This window comes from Streptomyces sp. NPDC002088, assembly GCF_040296605.1.
Lineage (GTDB): Bacteria > Actinomycetota > Actinomycetes > Streptomycetales > Streptomycetaceae > Streptomyces.
The window spans coordinates 174,945-194,333 of record NZ_JBEOXO010000018.1 but is presented as its reverse complement, the minus strand read 5'-3'; the positions used below and the strand labels follow the sequence as shown (position 1 = coordinate 194,333).

The 19,389-nt window shown below is 68.8% G+C and carries 26 protein-coding genes and 1 pseudogene; 5 read left to right on the top strand and 22 right to left on the bottom strand.

Features of this window, described 5'->3' with window-relative positions; all coding sequences use genetic code 11:
- Positions 1-236: 236 nt before the first annotated feature.
- The 3 genes from ABT114_RS32760 to ABT114_RS32750 are packed head-to-tail and all read right to left on the bottom strand — an operon-like array spanning position 237 to position 4,536.
- A complete protein-coding gene (locus ABT114_RS32760; protein WP_351146535.1) occupies positions 237-2,777 on the bottom strand; it encodes a polynucleotide kinase-phosphatase in 2,541 nt (846 codons plus the stop codon).
- Complete coding sequence (locus ABT114_RS32755; RefSeq protein WP_351146534.1) at positions 2,774-4,243, bottom strand: 3' terminal RNA ribose 2'-O-methyltransferase Hen1; 1,470 nt, start codon at positions 4,241-4,243, stop codon at positions 2,774-2,776. The genes ABT114_RS32760 and ABT114_RS32755 overlap by 4 nt, the downstream gene beginning before the upstream one ends.
- Positions 4,234-4,536, bottom strand: coding sequence for a helix-turn-helix domain-containing protein (locus ABT114_RS32750; RefSeq protein ID WP_351146533.1), 303 nt, complete (start codon positions 4,534-4,536; stop codon positions 4,234-4,236). The genes ABT114_RS32755 and ABT114_RS32750 overlap by 10 nt, the downstream gene beginning before the upstream one ends.
- A 318-nt stretch (positions 4,537-4,854) precedes the next feature.
- On the opposite strand from ABT114_RS32750, the gene ABT114_RS32745 reads away from it, so the two are divergent.
- A complete protein-coding gene (locus ABT114_RS32745) occupies positions 4,855-6,042 on the top strand; it encodes an NAD(P)/FAD-dependent oxidoreductase (protein WP_351146547.1) in 1,188 nt (395 codons plus the stop codon).
- A 276-nt stretch (positions 6,043-6,318) separates the two neighbouring features.
- Complete coding sequence (locus ABT114_RS32740; protein ID WP_351146532.1) at positions 6,319-7,215, top strand: RNA polymerase sigma-70 factor; 897 nt, start codon at positions 6,319-6,321, stop codon at positions 7,213-7,215.
- A 169-nt stretch (positions 7,216-7,384) separates the two neighbouring features.
- Here the strand turns inward: ABT114_RS32740 and ABT114_RS32735 are convergent, their stop codons facing one another.
- Together ABT114_RS32735 and ABT114_RS32730 are read right to left on the bottom strand one after the other, a co-directional pair.
- Positions 7,385-8,263: a DUF4232 domain-containing protein gene (locus ABT114_RS32735; protein WP_351146531.1), complete on the bottom strand. Its 879-nt coding sequence runs from the start codon at positions 8,261-8,263 to the stop codon at positions 7,385-7,387.
- Positions 8,264-8,349: 86 nt separating this feature from the next.
- Positions 8,350-9,024, bottom strand: coding sequence for a TetR/AcrR family transcriptional regulator (locus tag ABT114_RS32730; protein WP_351146530.1), 675 nt, complete (start codon positions 9,022-9,024; stop codon positions 8,350-8,352).
- 205 nt (positions 9,025-9,229) lie between these two features.
- Here ABT114_RS32730 and ABT114_RS32725 point away from each other — a divergent pair, with 205 nt between their 5' ends.
- The gene (locus ABT114_RS32725) at positions 9,230-10,711 is read left to right on the top strand and encodes an MFS transporter (protein ID WP_351146529.1); all 1,482 of its coding nucleotides are present in this window, start codon (positions 9,230-9,232) and stop codon (positions 10,709-10,711) included.
- Positions 10,712-10,796: 85 nt separating this feature from the next.
- Here ABT114_RS32725 and ABT114_RS32720 read toward each other — a convergent pair.
- The 12 genes and pseudogenes from ABT114_RS32720 to ABT114_RS32665 form a co-directional block, all read right to left on the bottom strand.
- Positions 10,797-11,141 (bottom strand): annotated as a pseudogene (locus tag ABT114_RS32720) (LLM class F420-dependent oxidoreductase); the annotation flags it as partial.
- A gap of 221 nt (positions 11,142-11,362) precedes the next feature.
- Positions 11,363-11,623 carry a hypothetical protein gene (locus ABT114_RS32715; protein WP_351146528.1) on the bottom strand — a complete coding sequence of 87 codons (261 nt, stop codon included), beginning with the start codon at positions 11,621-11,623 and terminating at the stop codon, positions 11,363-11,365.
- 81 nt (positions 11,624-11,704) lie between these two features.
- Positions 11,705-12,007 (bottom strand): hypothetical protein, encoded by a 303-nt coding sequence (locus tag ABT114_RS32710; protein ID WP_351146527.1) that lies wholly within the window; start codon positions 12,005-12,007, stop codon positions 11,705-11,707.
- 39 nt (positions 12,008-12,046) lie between these two features.
- On the bottom strand, positions 12,047-12,358 hold the full coding sequence (locus ABT114_RS32705) for a KTSC domain-containing protein (protein WP_351146526.1): 312 nt from the start codon (positions 12,356-12,358) through the stop codon (positions 12,047-12,049).
- A gap of 216 nt (positions 12,359-12,574) precedes the next feature.
- On the bottom strand, positions 12,575-12,721 hold the full coding sequence (locus tag ABT114_RS32700; RefSeq protein ID WP_351146525.1) for a hypothetical protein: 147 nt from the start codon (positions 12,719-12,721) through the stop codon (positions 12,575-12,577).
- A gap of 170 nt (positions 12,722-12,891) precedes the next feature.
- Positions 12,892-13,080 carry a hypothetical protein gene (locus tag ABT114_RS32695; RefSeq protein WP_351146524.1) on the bottom strand — a complete coding sequence of 63 codons (189 nt, stop codon included), beginning with the start codon at positions 13,078-13,080 and terminating at the stop codon, positions 12,892-12,894.
- Positions 13,080-13,424, bottom strand: a complete 345-nt coding sequence (locus ABT114_RS32690) for a hypothetical protein (RefSeq protein WP_351146523.1) — start codon at positions 13,422-13,424, stop codon at positions 13,080-13,082. The genes ABT114_RS32695 and ABT114_RS32690 overlap by 1 nt, the downstream gene beginning before the upstream one ends.
- Before the next feature lie 78 nt (positions 13,425-13,502).
- Entirely contained in the window at positions 13,503-13,790 is a 288-nt protein-coding gene (locus tag ABT114_RS32685; protein WP_351146522.1) for a hypothetical protein, read from the bottom strand.
- A gap of 229 nt (positions 13,791-14,019) precedes the next feature.
- Entirely contained in the window at positions 14,020-15,162 is a 1,143-nt protein-coding gene (locus ABT114_RS32680; protein WP_351146521.1) for an AcrVA2 family anti-CRISPR protein, read from the bottom strand.
- A gap of 198 nt (positions 15,163-15,360) precedes the next feature.
- Entirely contained in the window at positions 15,361-15,675 is a 315-nt protein-coding gene (locus ABT114_RS32675) for a DUF7848 domain-containing protein (protein ID WP_351146520.1), read from the bottom strand.
- Positions 15,675-15,902, bottom strand: coding sequence for a hypothetical protein (locus ABT114_RS32670; protein ID WP_351146519.1), 228 nt, complete (start codon positions 15,900-15,902; stop codon positions 15,675-15,677). Before ABT114_RS32670 ends, ABT114_RS32675 begins: the two co-directional genes overlap by 1 nt.
- Positions 15,895-16,203 carry a hypothetical protein gene (locus tag ABT114_RS32665; RefSeq protein WP_351146518.1) on the bottom strand — a complete coding sequence of 103 codons (309 nt, stop codon included), beginning with the start codon at positions 16,201-16,203 and terminating at the stop codon, positions 15,895-15,897. Before ABT114_RS32665 ends, ABT114_RS32670 begins: the two co-directional genes overlap by 8 nt.
- A gap of 226 nt (positions 16,204-16,429) precedes the next feature.
- Here ABT114_RS32665 and ABT114_RS32660 point away from each other — a divergent pair, with 226 nt between their 5' ends.
- The gene (locus ABT114_RS32660; protein ID WP_351146517.1) at positions 16,430-17,287 is read left to right on the top strand and encodes a helix-turn-helix domain-containing protein; all 858 of its coding nucleotides are present in this window, start codon (positions 16,430-16,432) and stop codon (positions 17,285-17,287) included.
- Positions 17,284-17,493, top strand: a complete 210-nt coding sequence (locus tag ABT114_RS32655; protein WP_351146516.1) for a DUF397 domain-containing protein — start codon at positions 17,284-17,286, stop codon at positions 17,491-17,493. The genes ABT114_RS32660 and ABT114_RS32655 overlap by 4 nt, the downstream gene beginning before the upstream one ends.
- Before the next feature lie 154 nt (positions 17,494-17,647).
- Here ABT114_RS32655 and ABT114_RS32650 read toward each other — a convergent pair whose 3' ends face one another.
- From ABT114_RS32650 to ABT114_RS32630, 5 genes are read right to left on the bottom strand one after another with little or no spacing between them, the layout of a single operon-like run.
- Positions 17,648-18,160, bottom strand: a complete 513-nt coding sequence (locus ABT114_RS32650) for a pyrophosphohydrolase domain-containing protein (RefSeq protein WP_351146515.1) — start codon at positions 18,158-18,160, stop codon at positions 17,648-17,650.
- A gap of 8 nt (positions 18,161-18,168) precedes the next feature.
- Positions 18,169-18,651: a hypothetical protein gene (locus ABT114_RS32645; RefSeq protein WP_351146514.1), complete on the bottom strand. Its 483-nt coding sequence runs from the start codon at positions 18,649-18,651 to the stop codon at positions 18,169-18,171.
- Positions 18,644-18,916 (bottom strand): hypothetical protein, encoded by a 273-nt coding sequence (locus tag ABT114_RS32640; RefSeq protein WP_351146513.1) that lies wholly within the window; start codon positions 18,914-18,916, stop codon positions 18,644-18,646. Before ABT114_RS32640 ends, ABT114_RS32645 begins: the two co-directional genes overlap by 8 nt.
- Complete coding sequence (locus ABT114_RS32635) at positions 18,864-19,103, bottom strand: hypothetical protein (protein WP_351146512.1); 240 nt, start codon at positions 19,101-19,103, stop codon at positions 18,864-18,866. The genes ABT114_RS32640 and ABT114_RS32635 overlap by 53 nt, the downstream gene beginning before the upstream one ends.
- The gene (locus ABT114_RS32630) at positions 19,100-19,369 is read right to left on the bottom strand and encodes a hypothetical protein (protein WP_351146511.1); all 270 of its coding nucleotides are present in this window, start codon (positions 19,367-19,369) and stop codon (positions 19,100-19,102) included. Before ABT114_RS32630 ends, ABT114_RS32635 begins: the two co-directional genes overlap by 4 nt.
- Positions 19,370-19,389 lie beyond the last annotated feature (20 nt).

The following is a 19,389-nucleotide window of genomic DNA, read 5'->3' as shown; positions in this document are numbered from 1 at the left end:
GGTCAGCAGACCGGGCAACGGCGGAGCGAGGGTGGTCCCGCCCAGGGAGACCAGTAATCGCTCAAGACCGGCGGCAGCTGGGGAACCCTCGAAGACACGGACCCCGCCGATCAGCACGCGATCGCCATCGGGCGCGTTCAGTCACGGCCCTCCGGGCCCCACGCGGACCTTGCGGGCCCGGACGGCGGCGGGCGGGCCATGACTCGCGCCACCCACCGCCGCCGTGGACCCGTCGCTCACAGCCGCGGATCCACCGGCTCCGACTCCAGCGCCAGCACCCCGAACACCGCCTCGTGCACCCGCCACAGCGGCTCGCCCTCGGCCAGCCGGTCCAGGGCTTCGAGGCCGAGCGCGTACTCGCGGATCGCGAGGGAACGCTTGTGGTTCAGGAACCTCTTGCGGAGGCGGGCGAGGTTGTCCGGGCGCGTGTACTCCGGACCGTAGATGATCCGGAGGTACTCGCGACCGCGGCACTTGACGCCGGGCTGCACCAGGCGGCCCTGCGGGCTGCGCACCAGCGCGCCGAGCGGCTTGACGACCATGCCCTCGCCGCCCCGGCCCGTCATCTCCAGCCACCAGTCGACACCGGCGCGCACCGACTCCGGGTCACCGGTGTCGACGTACAGGCGCCGGGTCGTCTGCAGCAGCCCGGTGCCGTCGTACTCGACGAGCCGGTCGAGCAGGGCGAGCTGCTCGTCGTGGGGCAGCGCGGCGAGGCTGCGGCCCTGGACGGCCAGGATCTGGAACGGCGCCAGGCGTACGCCGTCCAGGCCGTCCGTCGTCCAGCAGTAGCGGCGGTACGCCTCCGTGAACGCGGCGGCGTCCAAGGCCCGTTCACGCTGGCGCGCCAGCAGGTCCGTCACCTCGACGCCCCGGGCCGCCGCGCCCTCCAGCGCGGCCAGCGCGCCCGGGAACACCGCACCGGAGGCGGCGCCCACCGCCGCGTACTGGCTGCGCAGCAGCCCGGCCGCCTTCAGCGACCACGGCATGAGCTCGGCGTCGAGCAGCAGCCAGTCCGTGTCGAGCTCCGCCCACAGGCCGGCCGCGTCGACCGCCGAACGCAGCCGGTCGAGGATCGTCTCCGTGACCGACTCGTCGTCGAAGAACGGGCGGCCGGTGCGGGTGTACAGGGACCCCGTGGCGCCGTCGACCCCGAAGCGCTTGCGCGCCGTCTCCGCGTTCCGGCAGACCAGGGCCACCGCCCGCGAGCCCATGTGCTTCTCCTCGCACACGACCCGCTCGACGCCGTCCTCGCGGTACTGCGCGAAGGCCTCGGCCGGGTGCTCCAGGTAGCCGTCCACATGTGAGGTGGCGGTCGGCGCCATGGTCGGCGGGAGGTACGGCAGCAGGCGCGGGTCCACGGCGAAACGGCTCATGACCTCCAGGGCGGCGGCCGCGTTCTCCTCGCGGACCGCCACCCGGCCGGCGTGCCGGGTCTCGACGGCCCGGCGGCCGTGCACGTCCGCGAGGTCCAGCGGACGTCCGTCGTGCCCGCCGGGCGCCTCGCTGCGCAGCGGCTTCGCCGGCTCGTACCAGACCTGTTCGGCCGGTACGTCGACCAGCTCCCGCTCCGGCCAGCGCAGCGCGGTCAGCTTGCCGCCGAAGACGGCGCCGGTGTCCAGGCAGATGGTGTTGTTCAGCCAGGTGGCCTCCGGGACGGGGGTGTGGCCGTAGACCACGGCCGCCCGGCCCCGGTAGTCCTCCGCCCACGGGTAGCGCACCGGCAGGCCGAACTCGTCGGTCTCGCCGGTGGTGTCGCCGTACAGCGCGTGTGAGCGGACCCGGCCGGAGGTACGGCCGTGGTACTTCTCCGGCAGACCGGCGTGGCAGACGACCAGCCGGCCGCCGTCGAGGACGTAGTGGCTGACGAGTCCGTCGATGAACTCCCGTACCTCGGCACGGAATTCGTCCGTCTCATGCTCCATCTGCTCGATGGTCTCGGCCAGGCCGTGGGTGTGCTGGACCTTGCGGCCCTTCAGGTGACGGCCGTACTTGTTCTCGTGGTTGCCCGGCACGCACAGGGCGTTGCCCGACTTGGCCATCGACATGACGCGGCGCAGTACGCCCGGGCTGTCCGGGCCGCGGTCGACGAGGTCGCCGACGAAGACGGCGGTGCGGCCGTCCGGGTGCACACCGTTGGTGTAGCCCAACTTGTCGAGCAGCGACTCCAGCTCGTTCGCACAGCCGTGGATGTCGCCGATGATGTCGAAGGGGCCGGTGAGGTGGGTGAGGTCGTTGAAACGCTTCTCGGTGACGACGGTGGCGTTCTCGACCTCCTCCACTCCGCGCAGGACGTGCACCTTGCGGAAGCCCTCGCGCTCCAAGTGCCGTACGGAGCGACGGAGTTCACGGATGTGGCGCTGGATCACCCGACGCGGCATGTCGGCGCGGTCGGTGCGGGCCGCGTTGCGTTCGGCGCACACCTCCTCCGGCACGTCGAGCACGATGGCGATGGGCAGCACGTCGTACTTCTTGGCGAGGTCGATCAGCTGGCGGCGGGAGTCCTGCTGCACGCTGGTGGCGTCGACGACGGTGCGCCGGCCGGCCGCGAGCCGTTTGCCGGCGATGTAGTGCAGGACGTCGAAGGCGTCGCGGGTGGCGCCCTGGTCGTTCTCGTCGTCGGCGACCAGGCCGCGGCAGAAGTCCGAGGAGATGACCTCGGTGGGCTTGAAGTTCCGGCGGGCGAAGGTGGATTTGCCGGAGCCGGAGGCGCCCACGAGGACGACGAGGGAGAGGTCGGTGACGGGCAGGGTGCGCCCCTGCCGGATCTCGGTCATGCCGCCTTCGCCTCCTTCTCGTTCACGCTCTTCATGCTGAACACAGCCATCTGTGTGGGCGGTCCCACCTCCGGGTCGTCCGGCCCGACGGAGACGAACTCCACCCCGTACCCGTGCCGTTCGGCCACCGCCCGCGCCCACGTCCGGAACTCCTCGCGTGTCCACTCGAAGCGGTGGTCGCCGTGCCGGACGTGTCCGGCCGGGAGGGTCTCCCAGCGGACGTTGTACTCGACGTTCGGGGTCGTCACGAGGACCGTGCGCGGGCGGGCCGAGCCGAACACCGCGTACTCCAGGGCGGGCAGCCGGGGCAGGTCGAGGTGCTCGATCACCTCGCTGAGCACGGCGGCGTCGTAGCCCTTGAGCCGGTTGTCGGTGTAGGCGAGCGAGCCCTGGAAGAGCTGGACGCGCGAGGCCTGCCGCTCCCCCATCCGGTCCAGCTTCAGCCGCCGGGAGGCGATGGTCAGCGCCCGCACCGAGACGTCCACGCCCACGATCTCCGTGAACCGCACGTCCTTCAGCAGCGCCTGCACCAACTGGCCCTGCCCGCAGCCGAGATCGAGGACCCGGGCGGCCCCGGACTCCTTCAACGCGGCGATGATCGCGTCCCGGCGCTGCACGGCGAGCGGGGTCGGCTTCTCCTCCGTCTCGGCCTCGGCCTCCACCGCGTTGTCGATCTCCTCGACAGCGCTGTCGTCGGCCTCCGCGAGCCGCACCAGCTCCAGCGCCTCCATCGCCTGCCGGGTCAGGGACCAGCGGCGCGACAGGTAACGGCTGGTGATCAGCTTCTGCTCCGGGTGGTCGGACAGCCAGCCCTCGCCGGCCCGCAGCAGCTTGTCGACCTCGTCGGAGGCGACCCAGTAGTGCTTGGCGTCGTCCAGGACGGGGAGCAGGACGTACAGGTGGCGCAGGGCCTGGGCGAGGGTCAGCGTCTCCGATTCGAGTACGAGGTGCACATACCGCGAGTCGCCCCACTCCGGGAACTCGGTGTCCAGCGCCACCGGTTCGGCGGTCACCGTCCAGCCGAGCGGTTCGAAGAGGCGTCCTACGAGGCCGGGGCCACCGCGGGCGGGCAGCGCGGGCACCTCGATGCGCAGCGGCAGGGGCTGCTCGGCGCGCTCCGGGCGGGCGTTGCACACGCCTCGCATCGCGCTGGAGAACACCGCGCTCAGCGCGACCGCGAGCAGCGACGAAGCCGCGTAGGGGCGGTCGTTGACGTACTGCGCGAGCGCCGCGTCGGGTGCGCCGCCGCGCCCCTTGCCCTTGCCGCGCCGCACCAGCGCCACCGCGTCGACCTCCAGCAGCAGCGCCGCCGTGCAGCGCTCGGCGTCCGCCTCGGGGTAGAGGACGTGCGCCTTGCCGTAGGACACGCTGGCCGAGAACGCTCGGTCGGGATGCTTGTGGAGGAGGAACCCCAGGTCAGTAGCCGGGTGCTGCTCGTTGCCGGTGGTGGAGATCGTCAGGAACACGTGTCTGAGTATGGGTGGCCTTGGGCCCATGCCGGTACTGGATTACCTGACGACAGCAGAGGGACCCCGCCATGTCGACAGAGGTCCTGTAGGGCTCTGGCAACTCCCTGACCGAGATGCCGGTAGAGAGTCGCGCGGGAGACTCCGAGAGCCTTGGCAATGGCAATGATGTTCTCCCCCTTCTCCTTACGCGCCTTGGCCGCGGTGAGCAGATCTTCAGCGCTGACGGTAGGACGTCCACCAGTACGCCCTTGAGCCCTGCCGGGCAGGTGACCGTGGCCGACGCCGGTCACGGCCGCAGCGCCGCCTTCCGGCTCAGGCTGAAGGGACGGGACCGGCACCACGTCGTGCCCCTCGGCTCCATGGATGTCGCCCGCGTGGCCACCACCGAGCCGTGTCAGACCGAATACAAGCGGGCTGGGCCCCACTCGCCCGCTACCGCGAGACTCCCCGGCCCCTGCCCGACCTCGTCAGGGCCGCGTCACGCCACTCGCGGCGGAAGGAGCGGCGTTTCCGCCGCGTCCGTTGTGCGCTACGTCTCATCCGTGGGCTGTTATACGGGGCGCGCGGCTGGTGTCTCCATGCCGAGTCCACAACGCGAGGGAGACATGATGAACGGGAACGTCGAGGTGGTCGTGGTCGGCGGCGGGTACGGGGGCGTGACGGCGGCCAACAGCCTGGCTCGGCGCGATGGCGTGTCGGTAACCCTGGTCAATCCGCGTCCCGACTTCGTCGAGCGGATCCGCCTGCATCAGCTCGTGACCGGCTCCGATGACGCGGTCGTGGGCTTCGGTGAGGTTCTGGGCGGGAACGTCCGGCTGGTGGTCGACACCGCGAGCCGGATCGACGCTGCCGAGCGCCGGGTGTCGCTGGCGGGCGGTGGCACGGTCTCATACGACTACCTCGTCTACGCGGTGGGCAGCGGCGCCTCCGACCCCGGCGTGCCCGGAGCGGCGGAGTTCGCTCATTGGGTGTCGGACCTCGAGGGGGCGGAACGACTGCGGTCGGCGCTGGCCGAGACGGCCGCGTCGGCTCCGGTGACCGTGGTCGGGGCCGGCCCGACCGGCCTGGAGACCGCCGCCGAGCTGGCGGAGGCGGGCCGCAAGATCACCCTGGTCTGCGGCAATGTGCTCGGCCCCTCCTTGCATGCCCGAGTCCGCCGCCCGGTCGCCCGCCGGCTCGCCAAGCTGGGTGTGACCGTCCTCGAAGGATCCGGTGCGCAGGTGACGGAAGTGACACGCGACGGCGTACGGCTCGACGACGGCCGCGAGCTGCCCAGCGCGGTGACGATCTGGACCGCGGGATTCCGTGTCCCGGACCTGGCCGCTCGCAGCGGGCTGCGCACCGACACCGAAGGCCGCCTGGTCACCGACGGGACGCTGACCAGTGTGGACGACGTGCGCATCGTCGCCGCTGGGGACGCGGCGGTGATGACGGACCTGCCGTTCCGGATGAGCTGCCAGGCCGCCGTGCAGCTGGGCCCGGCAGCCGCCGCCACGATCCTGCGCCGGATCGCGGGGAAAACACCCGCTCCCGTCCGGATGTTCTTCGCCGGGCAGTGCCTCAGCCTCGGCCGGAACGCGGGCGTCACCCAGTTCTCCTACCCGAACGACAGAGTGAACGCGCTCAGCATCAGCGGGGGGCTCGGTGCCGGCGTCAAGGAGATCGCCTGCCGATTCACCCTCAATAAGTTGGTGTCCGGGGCACGCAAGGCCAGTTCCCGCGCGTCCCACGGCGACAGCACCGACCGCCTGGAATCGCCTCAGCCGCAACACCGCACGACGCCGTCCAACACCTGACGCGCGGCCTCTAGCCGCCAAGACCCCCCTTCGGCCGGACCGACCGGACCGACCGGTCCGGCCCGAGAAGGACCGAGCCGGAGTGACAAGCACACAACGCCGCGGCCTCGTAGGCCGTGGCCGGGCGCCGGGGCGCCATTCCCACCAGCCCGCCCACCCCGCGTGGTCTGATCAGTGGGGTGGCTACTGCCGACGACCCCGTCATCAGACTGGGTACATGTTCCACGGCCTGCCTCCGGCTTATGGGGCCGACCACGAGAGAATGAAGCGCACGACATGAACGACCACGTCACCGACCCCGCGACGGAGGCCTTCGTCGCCCACCGCGACCTGCTGTTCACCGTCGCCTACGAGATGCTCGGATCGGCGGCGGACGCCGAGGACGTCCTCCAGGAGGCCTGGCTGCGGTGGGTCAAGGTCGACCTGACGCAGGTGCGGGACCAGCGCGCCTACCTGGTACGGATCACGACCCGGCAAGCACTCAACCGGCTACGCACCCTCAAACGGCGCAAGGAGGCCTACGTCGGCCCCTGGCTGCCCGAGCCTCTGCTCACCGCGCCGGACGTGGCCGAGGACGTCGAACTGTCCGAGAACCTGTCGCTGGCACTCATGTTCATCCTCGAAACCCTCTCACCGACCGAACGCGCCGTTTTCGTGCTGCGCGAGGTCTTCGACATCGACTACGACGACATCGCGGCCGCGATCGACAAGAGCCCCGCCGCCGCACGCCAGATCGCCTACCGCGCCCGCCAACACGTCGACGCCCGCCGGCCGCGCACACCGGCATCCCCCGAAGAAGCCCGGGAAGCATTGAATTCGTTCCAGCGCGCGCTCGTGACCGGGGACCTGCAGGGGCTGCTCGACGTACTCGCCCCGGACGTTGTTTTCGTCAGCGACGGCGGCGGCCTCAAGCTGGCGGCCCTGCGACCGGTCGTCGGCACCGACAAGGTGCTCCGCTACATGGCCGGCAGCGCCGACAAGGCCGGCGGCACCCTCACCAGTGAGCCCACGACGGTCAACGGCAACCCCGGACTCATCCTGCGCCTGGACGGCGTGATCGACGGCGTGCTGGCCTTCCGCGTGGAGAACGCCCGCGTCACCGGCCTCTACTACGTCCGCAACCCCGAAAAACTCACCCGCATTGAGTCCGAGACACCCCTCACCTCCCGCTGACCGTCCCTCGCGACACGGCCGACCGAGGTGCGCGGTAGCGCAGGCGTCGCGGAACAAGCCGCTGACCGCCGCCGAGAAGCAAGCGAACCGGCTAGTCAGCCGGGAACGCGAACCGGCCCGTGACCACCGGTTTTCCCGCGCTCGGCATAAGGCTGGCGCACCCGGCCGCTCACTGTTCGGACCTCTTCCACGCGCTCACTCCCAGCTTGCCCGTGGTCCCGAGGTCGAGGTGGGGGGTCACCGTGACCGGCGCGGCGCCGGACTTCGCCAGGACCCTGACATACGGGGCGTTGACGGGTGTGCCGAACTGGGTGGTGTTGTGCCACGCGAGGCTCGCCGTCGCGCTCTCGCCGGGCTTCAGGGTCACCGGCCGGGGCGGGTCGTCGAAGCCGTCCACGGTGGACATGCCGCCGCCGCCCTGGGAGATCTTGATGTCGTCGATCCGCTTCAGGTCCTCGTCGAGGACGGTGACCTGCGGGTAGCCGTCGACCGGGTAGTCGCGGGTTCCGCAGTTCTCCAGGTGCAGTCCCACGAGACGCAGCCCCATGGCCGCGTCGCCTTCGTCGGCCCAGACGCGGATCCCGGAGGCCGGGCACGGTCCCGACGTGGCCGGCGCCTCGTCCGCGGGGACGCGGGTGACCTCGTAGATCTTCACGGCCTCGGCGGACGTCGCCATCATCGCCGCTTCCTTCGCGTCGACGGTTCCCTTCACCGTCCGCCCGGGGCCGACCGCGCTCACCGTGTGCCGGACGTTGTCCAGCACCTCGCCGCTGCTCTTCGTGAAGTTGAAGGTGATGGTGTAGGTGAAGGCCTCGGTGCCGTGGTTGGTGACCTCGTAGGCCGCGGAGATGCCCGCTGAACCGGCACTGTGGGACGGGGTGTCCACCCTGGTGATCCGTACGCCGTCCTGCTCCGCTTCGGATCCCTGGGGCTGCGGCACCGCGCCGCCCGACGGGCTCGCCGAGCCGACGAGTTCCGATCCGCAGGCGGTGAGGAGCAGGAGGGCGGCGGCGACGGCGGCCGGGGCGAGGGGAGTGGGTCTGCGCATCGGGTCACTCCATCAGGGCACGGTCCCCCGGAGCGTGGTGGAGGCCACAGTTCCGGTCACAGGCGTGTCACAGATACGCGGGAGCATCAGGGGACCTGACCCGGGCGCCCCGCCGCGAGACGTTCGACCGCCGCCACCGTCGTGTCGAGGACCACCTCATGGAGACGGGCGTGCGCGGCGGGCATGCCGGCCAGGATCGGGCGTACGGCGTCGGCCGCGGGGCCGGTGGCCTCGTGCACCTGGGCCGCCATCTCCGCGTCGGGTCTGCGGTAGCCGTCGTACACGGCGTGGCCGATGATCGTCGAGCAGATCAGCGCGACCGCCAGGGGGAGGTCCTCGTCGTCGAGGCCGGCCGGGGTCAGGATCTCCCGCAGCCGGGCCAGGCCCGGGATCCAGGCGGGCTGCTGCGTGGTCGTCATGTAGGGGACGAGCTGCGGGTAGGGGCGCAGCCGCTCCTGTCCGGCACGCATCCAGGCGCGCAGCCGGTCCTGCCACGGTCCGTCGCCGATCGGGGCGCGCTCCATGGCGGCCAGGACGTGGTCGGCGGTCGCCTGGAGGAGGGCGTCACGGTCCGGGAAGTAGCGGTACAGGGCCATGGGGGCGGCGCCCACGGAGTCGGCGACGCGCTTGATGGTGAGGGAGACGGACGGTTCGCGCTCCAGCTCCGCCACCGCGCCCTCGACGATGCGCTCACTGGACAGCCGCGGCGGCCTCCCGCGGCCCCTGCGACCCGTCTCCGTCCCCGTCGCCACCGGCGTCATGTGCTGTGCCCTTCCATCCGCGACGACTCCGCCCGGACACGTGCAGGCTACCTCCCCGACCGCCTTCCGCAGCCGCCGCGGTCGAGGTCCGGCCCTATTTTGCGTATGCCATACGAAAAATATGGAAGACTCGCCGCGACACCGTGCCGTGCGCGACGGACCGAGCCGCGCCTGCTCCACGCTCGCTCCTTACGGAGGTTTGCCCATGTCCGCGTCCGCCCCGCCCGGTCCCGCCGGAACGTCCGCACCGCCCCGGCGCACCGGCGCCGTGGTGTCGGTGCTCGCCCTCGGCGGGATCACGGTCTCGCTGATGCAGACGCTGATCATCCCGGTCGTTCCCGAACTCCCGAAGCTGCTCGGCGCATCGGCGTCGGACACCACCTGGGCGATCACCGCCACGCTGCTCGCCGGCGCCGTCGCGAACCCGGTCGTCGGCCGCCTCGGGGACATGTACGGCAAACGGCGGATGCTGCTGCTCAGCCTGGGCATGCTGGTCGTCGGATCGGTGGTCGGCGCGCTCAGCGACTCGCTGACGCCGATGATCGTCGGGCGGACCCTGCAGGGCATGTCGGTCGCCGTCATCCCGCTCGGCATCAGCATCATGCGCGACGAACTCCCGCCCGAGCGGCTCGGTTCCGCCACCGCGCTGATGAGCGCCTCGCTCGGCGTGGGCGGCGCGCTCGGGCTGCCCACGGCCGCCTTCATCGCCGAGAAGGCCGACTGGCACGTGCTGTTCTGGACGGCGGCCGTTCTCGGTGCCCTCGTCACCGTGCTCGTCCTGGCCTTCGTACCGGAGTCCGCCGTGCGCACCGGGGGCCGTTTCGACGTCGTGGGCGGGATCGGCATGTCCATCGGGCTGGTGTGCCTGCTGCTGGCGATCTCCAAGGGAGCCGACTGGGGCTGGGGCAGCGGCACGACGACGGGGCTGTTCGCCGTGGCCGTCGCGGTGCTGCTGGCATGGGGCTGGTGGGAGCTGCGGGCCCGCACTCCGCTGGTCGACCTGCGCACCACCGTGCGCCGCCAGGTGCTGCTGACCAACCTCGCGTCGGCCGTGTTCGGCTTCGCGATGTTCGCGATGTCCCTGGCGCTGCCGCAGCTGCTCCAGTTGCCGACGCTCACGGGCTACGGCCTGGGCCAGTCCATGCTCGCGGCGGGCATCGCGCTGGGCCCGGCGGGCCTGGTGATGATGGCCTCCGCCCCCGTCTCGGCGCGTGTCTCGGCGAGCGCCGGCCCCAAGGTCACGCTGATGCTGGGCGCGGTCGTGATCGCCGCCGGCTACGGCATGGGCGTCGGCCTGACCTCCGCGGTCTGGCAGATCGTCATCGTGTCCTGCGTGATCGGCGCGGGCATCGGCCTGGCGTACGGCGCCATGCCCGCGCTGATCATGGCGGCCGTACCGGCGTCGGAGACGGCCGCGGCGAACAGCCTCAACAGCCTGATGCGGTCCATCGGCACGTCGGTGTCCAGCGCGGTCTCGGGCGTGATCCTCGCCCATATGACCACGTCCTTCGGCGCCTTCACCGCCCCCTCCGAGAACGGCTTCCGCGCCATCATGGCCATCAGCTCCGCCGCTGCCCTGGGCGCCCTGGCCCTGGCGGCGTTCCTGCCGGGCCGGCCGTCGGCGGACGCCACGGGGACGGCCACGACCGCGCCTGCCGGGCAGAAGGTGACGCGAGGCGCGAGGTAGGCGGACCCACCCCGCCGCCCCTTCCTTCTTCTCGTTCGCTCTGCGTCAGCCTTCTCGTCGTGTCACGAGAGCCTTCGTGTTCGTACTACGACAGCTGCGACTGCACCTGGGACGAGATCAGCTCCAGGTGCTCCAGGTCGCTGAGGTCCAGCATCTGGAGGTAGAACCGCCGGGAGCCGATCTCCGCGTAGCGGCCGATCTTGTCGACGACCTCGGCCGGGGAACCGGCCAGGCCGTTGGCCTTCAGTTCGTCGACCTCGCGGCCGATCGCGGCGGCGCGGCGGGCGACCTCCTGGTCGTCCTTGCCGACGCAGACCACGAGGGCGTTGGAGTAGACGAGGTCGTCGGCCCCGCGGCCGGCTTCCTCCGCGGCGGCCCGCACCCGGCCGAACTGCCGCTCGCTGTCCTCCACCGAGCTGAACGGCATGTTGGATACGGTGCGGCTGCGACACTGAAAGTCAGTCACAGCTTTTGGCCGCCTGACCTGCGCAATCCCGCTAGGCTCTCCTGTGTTCCGCAGGGCGGGGAGACCACTTGCCGGGTTCACCGGACACGGAGAGCCGTCGTGACAAACATGCCCCTGCGGCTCCGGACGCGGAGTCCCGCTGGGTGGAACAGGCCCCGTTCGGCCGATCACCGAGCGGGGCTTTCTCATGCCTCGCGCCGGGAGAGTACGTCCAGGACGCCCAGCAAGGACTGCGTGCCACGGTGGGCCTCCAGCAGGCTCTCCGGGGTGGCCTGCTTGCGGTAGTCGTCCAGTGCCTGCGCCACGCCGCTGCCGACGGTGTCGGCCCAGTTGAGTACGTCCACGGTCGGCAGTCGGTCGAGCCTTTTGGCGACCTTCGCGCGGACCGGGTCGGTCTTCTCTTCGCCGCCCCGCAGGGCGCGCTTCACATCAGCCCAAGAGCGCATAGCGCGTCGTACTCCTCGTCCATGTCGTCGGTCTTCTGGGCCACCACTCGGCGGGCCGCTGCCTTCTCTTCCTCGGTGCTCTCAGATGACGAGTTCATCGAGGTCCTCGTCGAACCGGTGGGCGCGGTCGCGGATGGCGTCCGTCGACATGGCGTTGCCGTAGCCCTGGACGGCGGTGTAGAGGGCGTCGCTTTCCGAGCGCCAGGTATTGCGCCACCGGCCGAGGACGATTCCCTTCCCGGGCCATATCTTGATCACCGTGGAATTGGACTGGCGATAGGGGGGCTCGATCTCGTCGGTGGGCGCGGTATGAAGGAATGGCGCCCCGGGCTTCAGGTTTACGGTGTGGGCGAAAAAGGGCCCCACGTCATGGGTTTCAGGCATGACATGGAGCCTATTCTCCGGGCGGTTGGGATTGGTAAATCAGCTCACGCCCGTGGGGTTGTCGAGGTCGTGTTCCGGCGCGTAGGAGAAGTTGTTCAGTGTTCGGTTGATTGCGCGGCCTGGAGACTTCACTCGCTTGAAGTTCCTCCAGACATTCGGCGGGACGTTGTAGTAGCCGTATACCTGACCGTTTCGGAATCGAACCCGTAGCGTCTGAGAATCCTTGTCGTAGCCAGCGGCAAGAGTTCTCGGGCGCGGCGGATTGATCGAGGGGGTCGGCTGGTAGGGCAGGAGGTCGAAGTCGTCGCCGTCCTTGGCGGCCTGGATGGCTGCGGCCGTCTCGGTGGACATGATGCGGCGGGATCCTGGGCGTGCCCCCGGGTTGGGGGTCGTCGGGGGAGGTTCGGGGCGGTTGGTTATCTCGCCGAAGTCGAAGGCCAACTGCTCGTAGGCGTTGGCTCGCTTGTCGGGTCTGCGCCCCCGCCCGGGGTTTCGTGCGGCCACTGGGTCTCCTTATGTGCAGCAGCCCCGCCCCAGGGCTGGGACGGGGCGTCGGGGCTGCTTGGGTCAGGCCGGGACGTCGAAGCCGCCGCCGGTCTGGACGGTCCATGCGAGGTTCGGGGCGACGTAGTCACTGGCGGGTTCGGTGACGTCGGCCTCGGTGACCTCGACCTCGTCGGTCTCGGCTGGCTTCTGGGTCTTTGGTGCAGCCACTGTGTGTTCCTCTTTCGTGCAGGTCGGGGTTACTGGTTTTGCTGGACGGTCCAGCCCGGTTCTTGTACTGGGCCCTCTTCGTCTTCGTTTCGATTATGTGGGCAGTCGGGCCCTGAATAGACATGCTGGCCGTCGGCTATGACGCAGCTCGATATGTACATGGAGTTTTCCTAAGCGCTTTCTCGGGCCTGGTCGAATCCCATGCGGACGCGGGTGAGGCGGCGCTTGTAGGAGCGGAGCTGGGTCATGTGCTCGCAGGTTGATCCGACGACTTCGGTGGCCTCGGCGACGCAGCGGTTCACGAGGTCTTCGAGGGGGGCTATGTCGTCGCGGGTGCGGGTCTGTGGCAGCAGTGGCATCACGGGTTCCTCCTCCGGCGGGGCCGGGGGCCTCCGTCGCTCTGGAACAGGTCCAGGACGTCTTCCAGAACTTCGGTGACGGTGGCCTGTGCGGCGACGCTGTCCTGGGTGGCCTGGACGAGGTCTCGGGCGGCTCCGACCATCTGCTCGGCCAGGGGGACGACCTTCTCGGTCAGTGCGCGCAGTCGCTTGTTCTCTTCGACTTCGCGTCGGTAGGCCTTGCCGGAGACGACGATCTCGGTAACGAAGACTGCGAATATGAAGGCCGCGATGGGCCCGAGGACCAGGGGGTTGTCGACGGACAGTCCACCCCCTCCTGATCCCGAAGCGAGGAAAACAAACATCCCGGGTACCGTCCGTCGCTGTTGAGGTTGCGACTTTAATGGTACCCGGGATGCCGTATTCGGTATTACGTAATGCTGTTAGATATGAAGTCCCTTTCGACGGAGCTGGCTCTTGAGCTTGGGGAGGGCGTAGCTTCCGGCCGTAAGGCCTGAGACCACTGGGGCCTGACCCTCGCGCTCCTCATCGGTCCACTCCTTCTCGGGGGTCTCCAGGGGCGGTGGGGTCCACCTGATGTGGTTGCCCCCGGTGACTTCGACCGTCCAGCCCGCCTTGCGGGCCTTCTTGGCCAGGGCCTCGGTCTCCTTGTCTGCTCCGAGCCGGGTGCTACTACTGGTCCCGGCGACGGCGCTGCCCCTACGGGCCATGTCAACTGACCTTTCCTCTAGGCGAGTTACTGCTTCCTGATGTGATTACTGTATGGGTCGTCAGATTGGCTTCGCAAGCGATTCTATGAATCTGCTAGACGTGACCTGAGACACATGACGCCGGGTAAGTCTTGACTGACCGAGCGTCTGAGCCTTTGTCATATGCACGTATCCGGGTAGCACGAAGCCCCGACTGCCAGTGTCGCAGCCGGGGCCTTGGGTGTCGCCGCTACTTGCCGATGGTCTTGCGTCGGCGCAGCGGGTCGCCCCGCTGGGGGTCTACGGGGACGATCTGCGTGGGCGCGTCCACGCCTTCCGGCAGGTCCTCCAGCTTGGTCCAGTAGGGCTCGACCCAGGTGGTGGTGGACTGAGTGCGCTGGCCGGACTTGCCGGGCCCGAACCAGACCGTCTTGAAGTGCCCGGCGCGGTGCTGTGGGCCGTACTCGACGCCGGACGGGACGGAGATCCCGGAGCGGTCGACTGCGGCGGCCCGCTGGCGGGCCGTGTGCAACTGAGGACCTACGTACCAGCCGACGCGGACCCAGAACGGGTCGCGCTCCTTGGGCCTGCGGCCCTTGCCGGTCTTCTTCCTGCCCTGTGCCTTGGTCCACTCCGGGGGCTCTTTGACGTCCCGGTTGTCGGTGCACAGGTAAGTGAGGACGGCGAAGGCCTTCTGGAGGATGGGACGGAAGGTCTTTACGGCTTCGCTTCGGTCTTTTCCGTCGGCGCTGCCTCCCTGCCATTCCTCGGCGAACCGGATGGCTTCGTCGGCCGTGAAGCTCTTCCTGTCCATCGGCAGTGGCATGAGGTCCCGGTACCCACCAGCGACCATCTCTCCGGTGTCCTCGTCGACCACGTCGTAGCAGAAGAGGAGCGCCAGGCCGTCCCGGTCGGGGTCGTTGGAGTTGCACAGGCCCTTGCCGGAGAAGCCGGTGATGAAGAAGCACCGTACGTACCCCTCGGCCAGGCCGCCCCGGCCTTTCCCGGCGGGCCAGGGGTCGGGGAGGACGACCATGGGGTTGATGTGTGGGAGCCGGTCGAAGAGCTGGCCGGGGACCTTGGACATCTTGGACCGGTACAGGGCGTCGGCCAGCTCCTGGTGGAGGTCGTAGACGACCCGGCCGTTGCGCTTCCACAGCTCGCTGGCGGCGATCTCCCCCATGAGGTCGCCAGTGCGCTCCAGGGTCGCCTGGTCGAATTGCCTGCGGTCGTTCATGTCCCAGCCCGGCGCGATACCCCGCATCATCGAGTCGATCCGCCGCGCGATCTTCGGGATGCTGCGCAGCTCCCTGGACGCCTCGGTGAGCACGGCCACGTGTGCCTCGGCTGCCTTGTGCGCTTCGGCGGCCCTGCGGGTTCTGTCCTGTGCCATCGGTCCCTCCCTGACGTGCAAATCCTACGGGCAGGAACCTATCCGGCACGCTACGTATTGTCAAGCACTATTCTAATAGTGCTTGACGCCTCCGTCTCCAGGAAGCTCGAAACCCCAGTCACTGCCTCGGGGGAGGAGCAGTGACCGGGGTTTCCATCCGCACCGGTCGGCTTCACGGGAGACCGACCGGCGCGGGCACTACGTCGGTTCCGGCGGCTCGACCTGTCCAGGGGTGGGGACCACCGGAACCGACAACTGGGTGGCGACATCCTGGCCGCTCCGGACGACTCGCCAGTAGTTCGTCGTTACCTGACGGAAGCCGCTGTGACCCGTGGCTCCCGTGTGCTTCAACACCGCGTCCTGGATCTGCGGGAAGGTCAGGCCCAGACCGGCGCCTCCCCCTCCGGCCGTCCAGTCGCAGCCGGTGCACTCCACGTCCTCCAGGTCCCGTTCGGCGTTCGGGTCCAGGTAGATGGAGTGTTCGAGGTGGCGGTACATCGCACGGACAACCATTACAGCTCGCCCCTACTCCGGGCGTTGGCCACCGCCACTCCCGAACTCAGGCGCTCGCTCGTGGTCGGGGCCCGCAGGTAGTTCTTGTCCCTCCACCACTCGACGCCGCCGTTCGGTCGCCGCAGTGCGACCTTCTGGCCCCCGACCTCCATGATCTCCGCGACGACTTCATTGACCGTGTCGAAGACGATCACGCCCTGCTCGATTTCGAGCTCTTCCTCATCCATCGGCCGTCACCGCCTCTTTCTCCGACTCCGACGCCTCCATGAGCGACTTCACGACGCCGCGCAGCTCGACCAGTTCGGTGAGGCAGTCCGCCAGCGACACGACGACGTCCGGCCGGGCGCGGCCGAGTTCGACGAGCGGCATGCTCAGCTCGCCGTATGCGCGGTCGACCGAGGGGAGCGTGATCCCTACGCCGACGAGCGCGCCCTTGAGCACCTGGACGGCTTCGTCAGCCTCCTTGGCGGTCCACGTCTTGGGGGGACCCGGGCGGCGCTTCCGCTCTCTCGTCCTCTCTTCGGCCATCTGCCACTCCTTCGTCGATCCGTACGGCCGCTAGCCCAACGGCCGCAATTCGAACAGCAGTTGCAAGGGCGAGTAACGACGTCACCACCCTCCGCTAGTAGCATCCTCCGCATCCGGCTGTCATGCAAGTGCATGGGATCAGCAAGTGCACGCACGGGTGAAGGCTGTTGTGTGTTAGGAGGGGGTGGCAGACTGTGCAGCAGTACCCGCAACCTGGGAGGTCACGTTGGCAGCCAGTCCGACCGTGCTGAGGCGACGGCTCGGCCAAGAGCTGCGCAACTTGCGCGAGTCCAAGAAACTCACGGCGGCGCAGGTGGCCAAGTCGCTCGCGTGGTCCGAGTCGAAGGTCAGCCGGATCGAGGGAGGCAAATCTCCGCTGTCCGACAAGGATGCCAAACTCCTGTTGAACGAGTACGGAGTTCAGGATCCTCAGGACATTCGGCAGTTCGTCGACCTGGTCCGCCGGAGCCGCCAGAACGGTTGGTGGCACTCCTACGGCGATGCCCTGCCGGAGTGGTTCAAGCCCTACCTGGGCTTCGAGGCCGATGCGGCTCAGGTGCTCATCTACGAGACCGAGCTGGTCCACGGTCTGCTCCAGACCGAGCGGTACGCCCAGTCGGTGATCCGCTCCATGTCTCAGGCGCCGACAGCAGATGAGATCGACCGCCGTGCAAGTGCACGGATCCAGCGCAAGGAAATCCTTACGCGGGACAACCCTCCCAAGGTGTGGGTGGTTCTCAACGAAGCAGTGATTCACCGAGTGGTGGCGTCACGCAGTGTGATGCACGAGCAGTTGAGTCACCTTGCTGAAGTGGCGGAGAACAACCCGAACGTCACTGTCCAGATCCTGCCCTTCGAGGCCGGTGCACACGCAAGCATGGGGTACTCGTTCTCGATCTTGTCGTTCGATGACACCCCTGGATCGCTCGTCTACTCAGAGCAGTTGACGAGCGCCGTGTATCTGGACAAAACCTCAGATGTAAGTCGCCACGAGGAGATCTTTCAACAGCTCGTGGCGGCTTCTACGCGGCCGGATAGCTCCGTCGCCTGGTTGAAAGAAACAGCGGAAAGGTTCGGAACATGAAAGACACGAGCGGCGAGCTGAACTGGTTCACCTCCAGCTACAGCAACGGTGAGGGAAGCTGCGTCGAGTTCGCCGCGACCCCAGAAGGCAGCGCCAAGGTACGGGACACCAAGGACCGGGGGGTCGGTACGCACAGCTTCACCCAGGCTGGCTGGTCGACGTTCGTCCAGAGTGTCAAGGCCGGAGATTTCGACGTCCGAGCCTGACAGAATGCCGGAAGCCCCCGACTCCGCTAGCCCAGGAGTCGGGGGCTTCCTCATGCCTAGAGCCAGGTGAAGGGCGACGCGAGCGCTTCGAGAACGCGGAGCGCGATGTGGATCAGGGCCTCGAAGAACCGGCTGACGGCCCGCCGTACGCGTCTCACAGCCACTCTCCGGTGAGGGCGCCGTGGACGTCGGCTTCGCGGTAGGCGTCGGGCTTGAGGATCTTGCCGTCCTCGCGCCGGATCACCTCACCGTTGGGGCCGACCTTGCTCATGTTCGAGCGGTGCACCTCGGCGAACACGGCCTCCAGGGGGATCTCCAGGAGGTCGGCGGTGCCGTAGACGACGTACAGGATGTCCGCGAGTTCCTTGGCCAGGGCCGCGTACCAGTGCGGCGCCTCGGGCTGCTTGGGCCGTCCCGGCAGGAAGGCGCTCGTGGGCGAGGCCTCGATGAAGTCGTCCATGATCTGCGCCTTGCGGTAGTTGACCAGGGCCTCCAGGGCTTCCTGTGCCTCCTCTCCGAGGAGTTCGGCCCGCAAGGCGATGAGTTGGTCGCGGCCCATCTCGTCGCGCTCGATGAAGGGGGTTTCCCCCACCGCCTCATGCCACTGCCTGACGGCACGCATGGGGCGGTGGGGGGAGGTATGAAGCAGGGTGTTCGGGACGGGCACGGGTTCTCCTAGTCGGCGAGGATGTCGGCGAGGTCGCCGGGGGTGACGTTCTGCGAGAGGCGGCCGTCGTCGAAGAGATGGACTCCGGCCCGCTCGTAGGCCAGGTCGACCAACTGCGAGCAGATGAGCCGGTCCTGTCGCTGGATCCGGTTCTCGACCCACTCCCAGCGCAGGCCGAAGAACTTCAGGCTGAGGGCGAAGAGGTCCAGCCAGCCGTACTTCGTGCCGAGCAGGGCCTGCGCGTTGCTCCAGATCCGCTCCCGGGTGTCGTCCGGGAGCGAGGTATGAAGGTTGTAGCGGGCCTTGGGGTACATCGAGATGTGCCCGTACTTGGCGCCGTGGGGGGTGGCCTCGATGATGAGGCCGCCGTGGCCGACGACGAAGGCGTGGTTGTACCGGCTGAAGGTGCCCAGCCGGATCCACCATCCTGCGATGCCGCCGGTTGCGGTGACTCCGTAGGTCCCGACGGGCGGAACGGGCCCCTTAGCCATCCTGGCCGTCCTCCTGCTCCTTGGCGGCCGGGCGGGCGCCGAGCGCCTCGTACCAGGCCATCCAGTCCCCGTAGGCGCCGGTCTTGCTGCGCTGGACGAAGGGGTTCAGGCCGTAGTGGCCGGGGTTGAAGCGAATCGGGCCGTAGGGGTATCCCTCGTCGTCCCGCTCGACGACGGTGACGACCTGCCTGTCGTACTCCTCCCAGTTGCCGTCACTGTCCTTGCGGGAGTTGACCGTCGTGGTGGTGGTCGTCTTGCGTGCCACTTTCTTCCTCCAGGGAGTACTTGCCGATGAAGTCGATCTGGACGTAGTCGGGGCGGCGTTCAGCCGTCTCGCGCCACTTGGTGATGTGGAACTCGCGGGAGTAGAAGTAGGTCTTGGGCTTCCACTGGCCCCAGACCCTGAGCAGGACCCGGACCTTCCAGACCGCGTTGTCGCGGGCTGTTCTCACTGGCCGCCCCCGAGGGGCGAGGTATGAAGCGTGAGGACGACGGTTTCCCGCTCGATGTCCATGAAGGGCTCGGCCAACTGGACGGCGACCTGGGTGAAGGCGTCGCCGATCTGCTGCTGGATGCCGCCGAGGCCCTGCAACTTGTCGGCGAACTCCAGCAGGGAGCCGACGACGTCCTTGACGGAGACGTAGGCGTCGCCCTCGTCGTCGGTGAGGTAGCGATAGGAGGCCTCGTGCTCGGATGCGGCCTCGGTGATGATGCTCAAGGGGTTCTCCAGGGTGGTGG

Bases quoted from the DNA above. Each gene is read 5' to 3' on its own strand.
- ABT114_RS32760 (WP_351146535.1), bottom strand. From the start codon at position 2,777: ATGACCGAGATCCGGCAGGGGCGCACCCTGCCCGTCACCGACCTCTCC.
- ABT114_RS32745 (WP_351146547.1), top strand. From the start codon at position 4,855: ATGAACGGGAACGTCGAGGTGGTCGTGGTCGGCGGCGGGTACGGGGGC.
- ABT114_RS32740 (WP_351146532.1), top strand. From the start codon at position 6,319: ATGAACGACCACGTCACCGACCCCGCGACGGAGGCCTTCGTCGCCCAC.
- ABT114_RS32735 (WP_351146531.1), bottom strand. From the start codon at position 8,263: ATGCGCAGACCCACTCCCCTCGCCCCGGCCGCCGTCGCCGCCGCCCTC.
- ABT114_RS32730 (WP_351146530.1), bottom strand. From the start codon at position 9,024: ATGACGCCGGTGGCGACGGGGACGGAGACGGGTCGCAGGGGCCGCGGG.
- ABT114_RS32725 (WP_351146529.1), top strand. From the start codon at position 9,230: ATGTCCGCGTCCGCCCCGCCCGGTCCCGCCGGAACGTCCGCACCGCCC.
- ABT114_RS32715 (WP_351146528.1), bottom strand. From the start codon at position 11,623: ATGCGCTCTTGGGCTGATGTGAAGCGCGCCCTGCGGGGCGGCGAAGAG.
- ABT114_RS32710 (WP_351146527.1), bottom strand. From the start codon at position 12,007: ATGCCTGAAACCCATGACGTGGGGCCCTTTTTCGCCCACACCGTAAAC.
- ABT114_RS32705 (WP_351146526.1), bottom strand. From the start codon at position 12,358: ATGTCCACCGAGACGGCCGCAGCCATCCAGGCCGCCAAGGACGGCGAC.
- ABT114_RS32695 (WP_351146524.1), bottom strand. From the start codon at position 13,080: ATGCCACTGCTGCCACAGACCCGCACCCGCGACGACATAGCCCCCCTC.
- ABT114_RS32690 (WP_351146523.1), bottom strand. From the start codon at position 13,424: ATGTTTGTTTTCCTCGCTTCGGGATCAGGAGGGGGTGGACTGTCCGTC.
- ABT114_RS32685 (WP_351146522.1), bottom strand. From the start codon at position 13,790: ATGGCCCGTAGGGGCAGCGCCGTCGCCGGGACCAGTAGTAGCACCCGG.
- ABT114_RS32680 (WP_351146521.1), bottom strand. From the start codon at position 15,162: ATGGCACAGGACAGAACCCGCAGGGCCGCCGAAGCGCACAAGGCAGCC.
- ABT114_RS32675 (WP_351146520.1), bottom strand. From the start codon at position 15,675: ATGGTTGTCCGTGCGATGTACCGCCACCTCGAACACTCCATCTACCTG.
- ABT114_RS32670 (WP_351146519.1), bottom strand. From the start codon at position 15,902: ATGGATGAGGAAGAGCTCGAAATCGAGCAGGGCGTGATCGTCTTCGAC.
- ABT114_RS32665 (WP_351146518.1), bottom strand. From the start codon at position 16,203: ATGGCCGAAGAGAGGACGAGAGAGCGGAAGCGCCGCCCGGGTCCCCCC.
- ABT114_RS32655 (WP_351146516.1), top strand. From the start codon at position 17,284: ATGAAAGACACGAGCGGCGAGCTGAACTGGTTCACCTCCAGCTACAGC.
- ABT114_RS32645 (WP_351146514.1), bottom strand. From the start codon at position 18,651: ATGGCTAAGGGGCCCGTTCCGCCCGTCGGGACCTACGGAGTCACCGCA.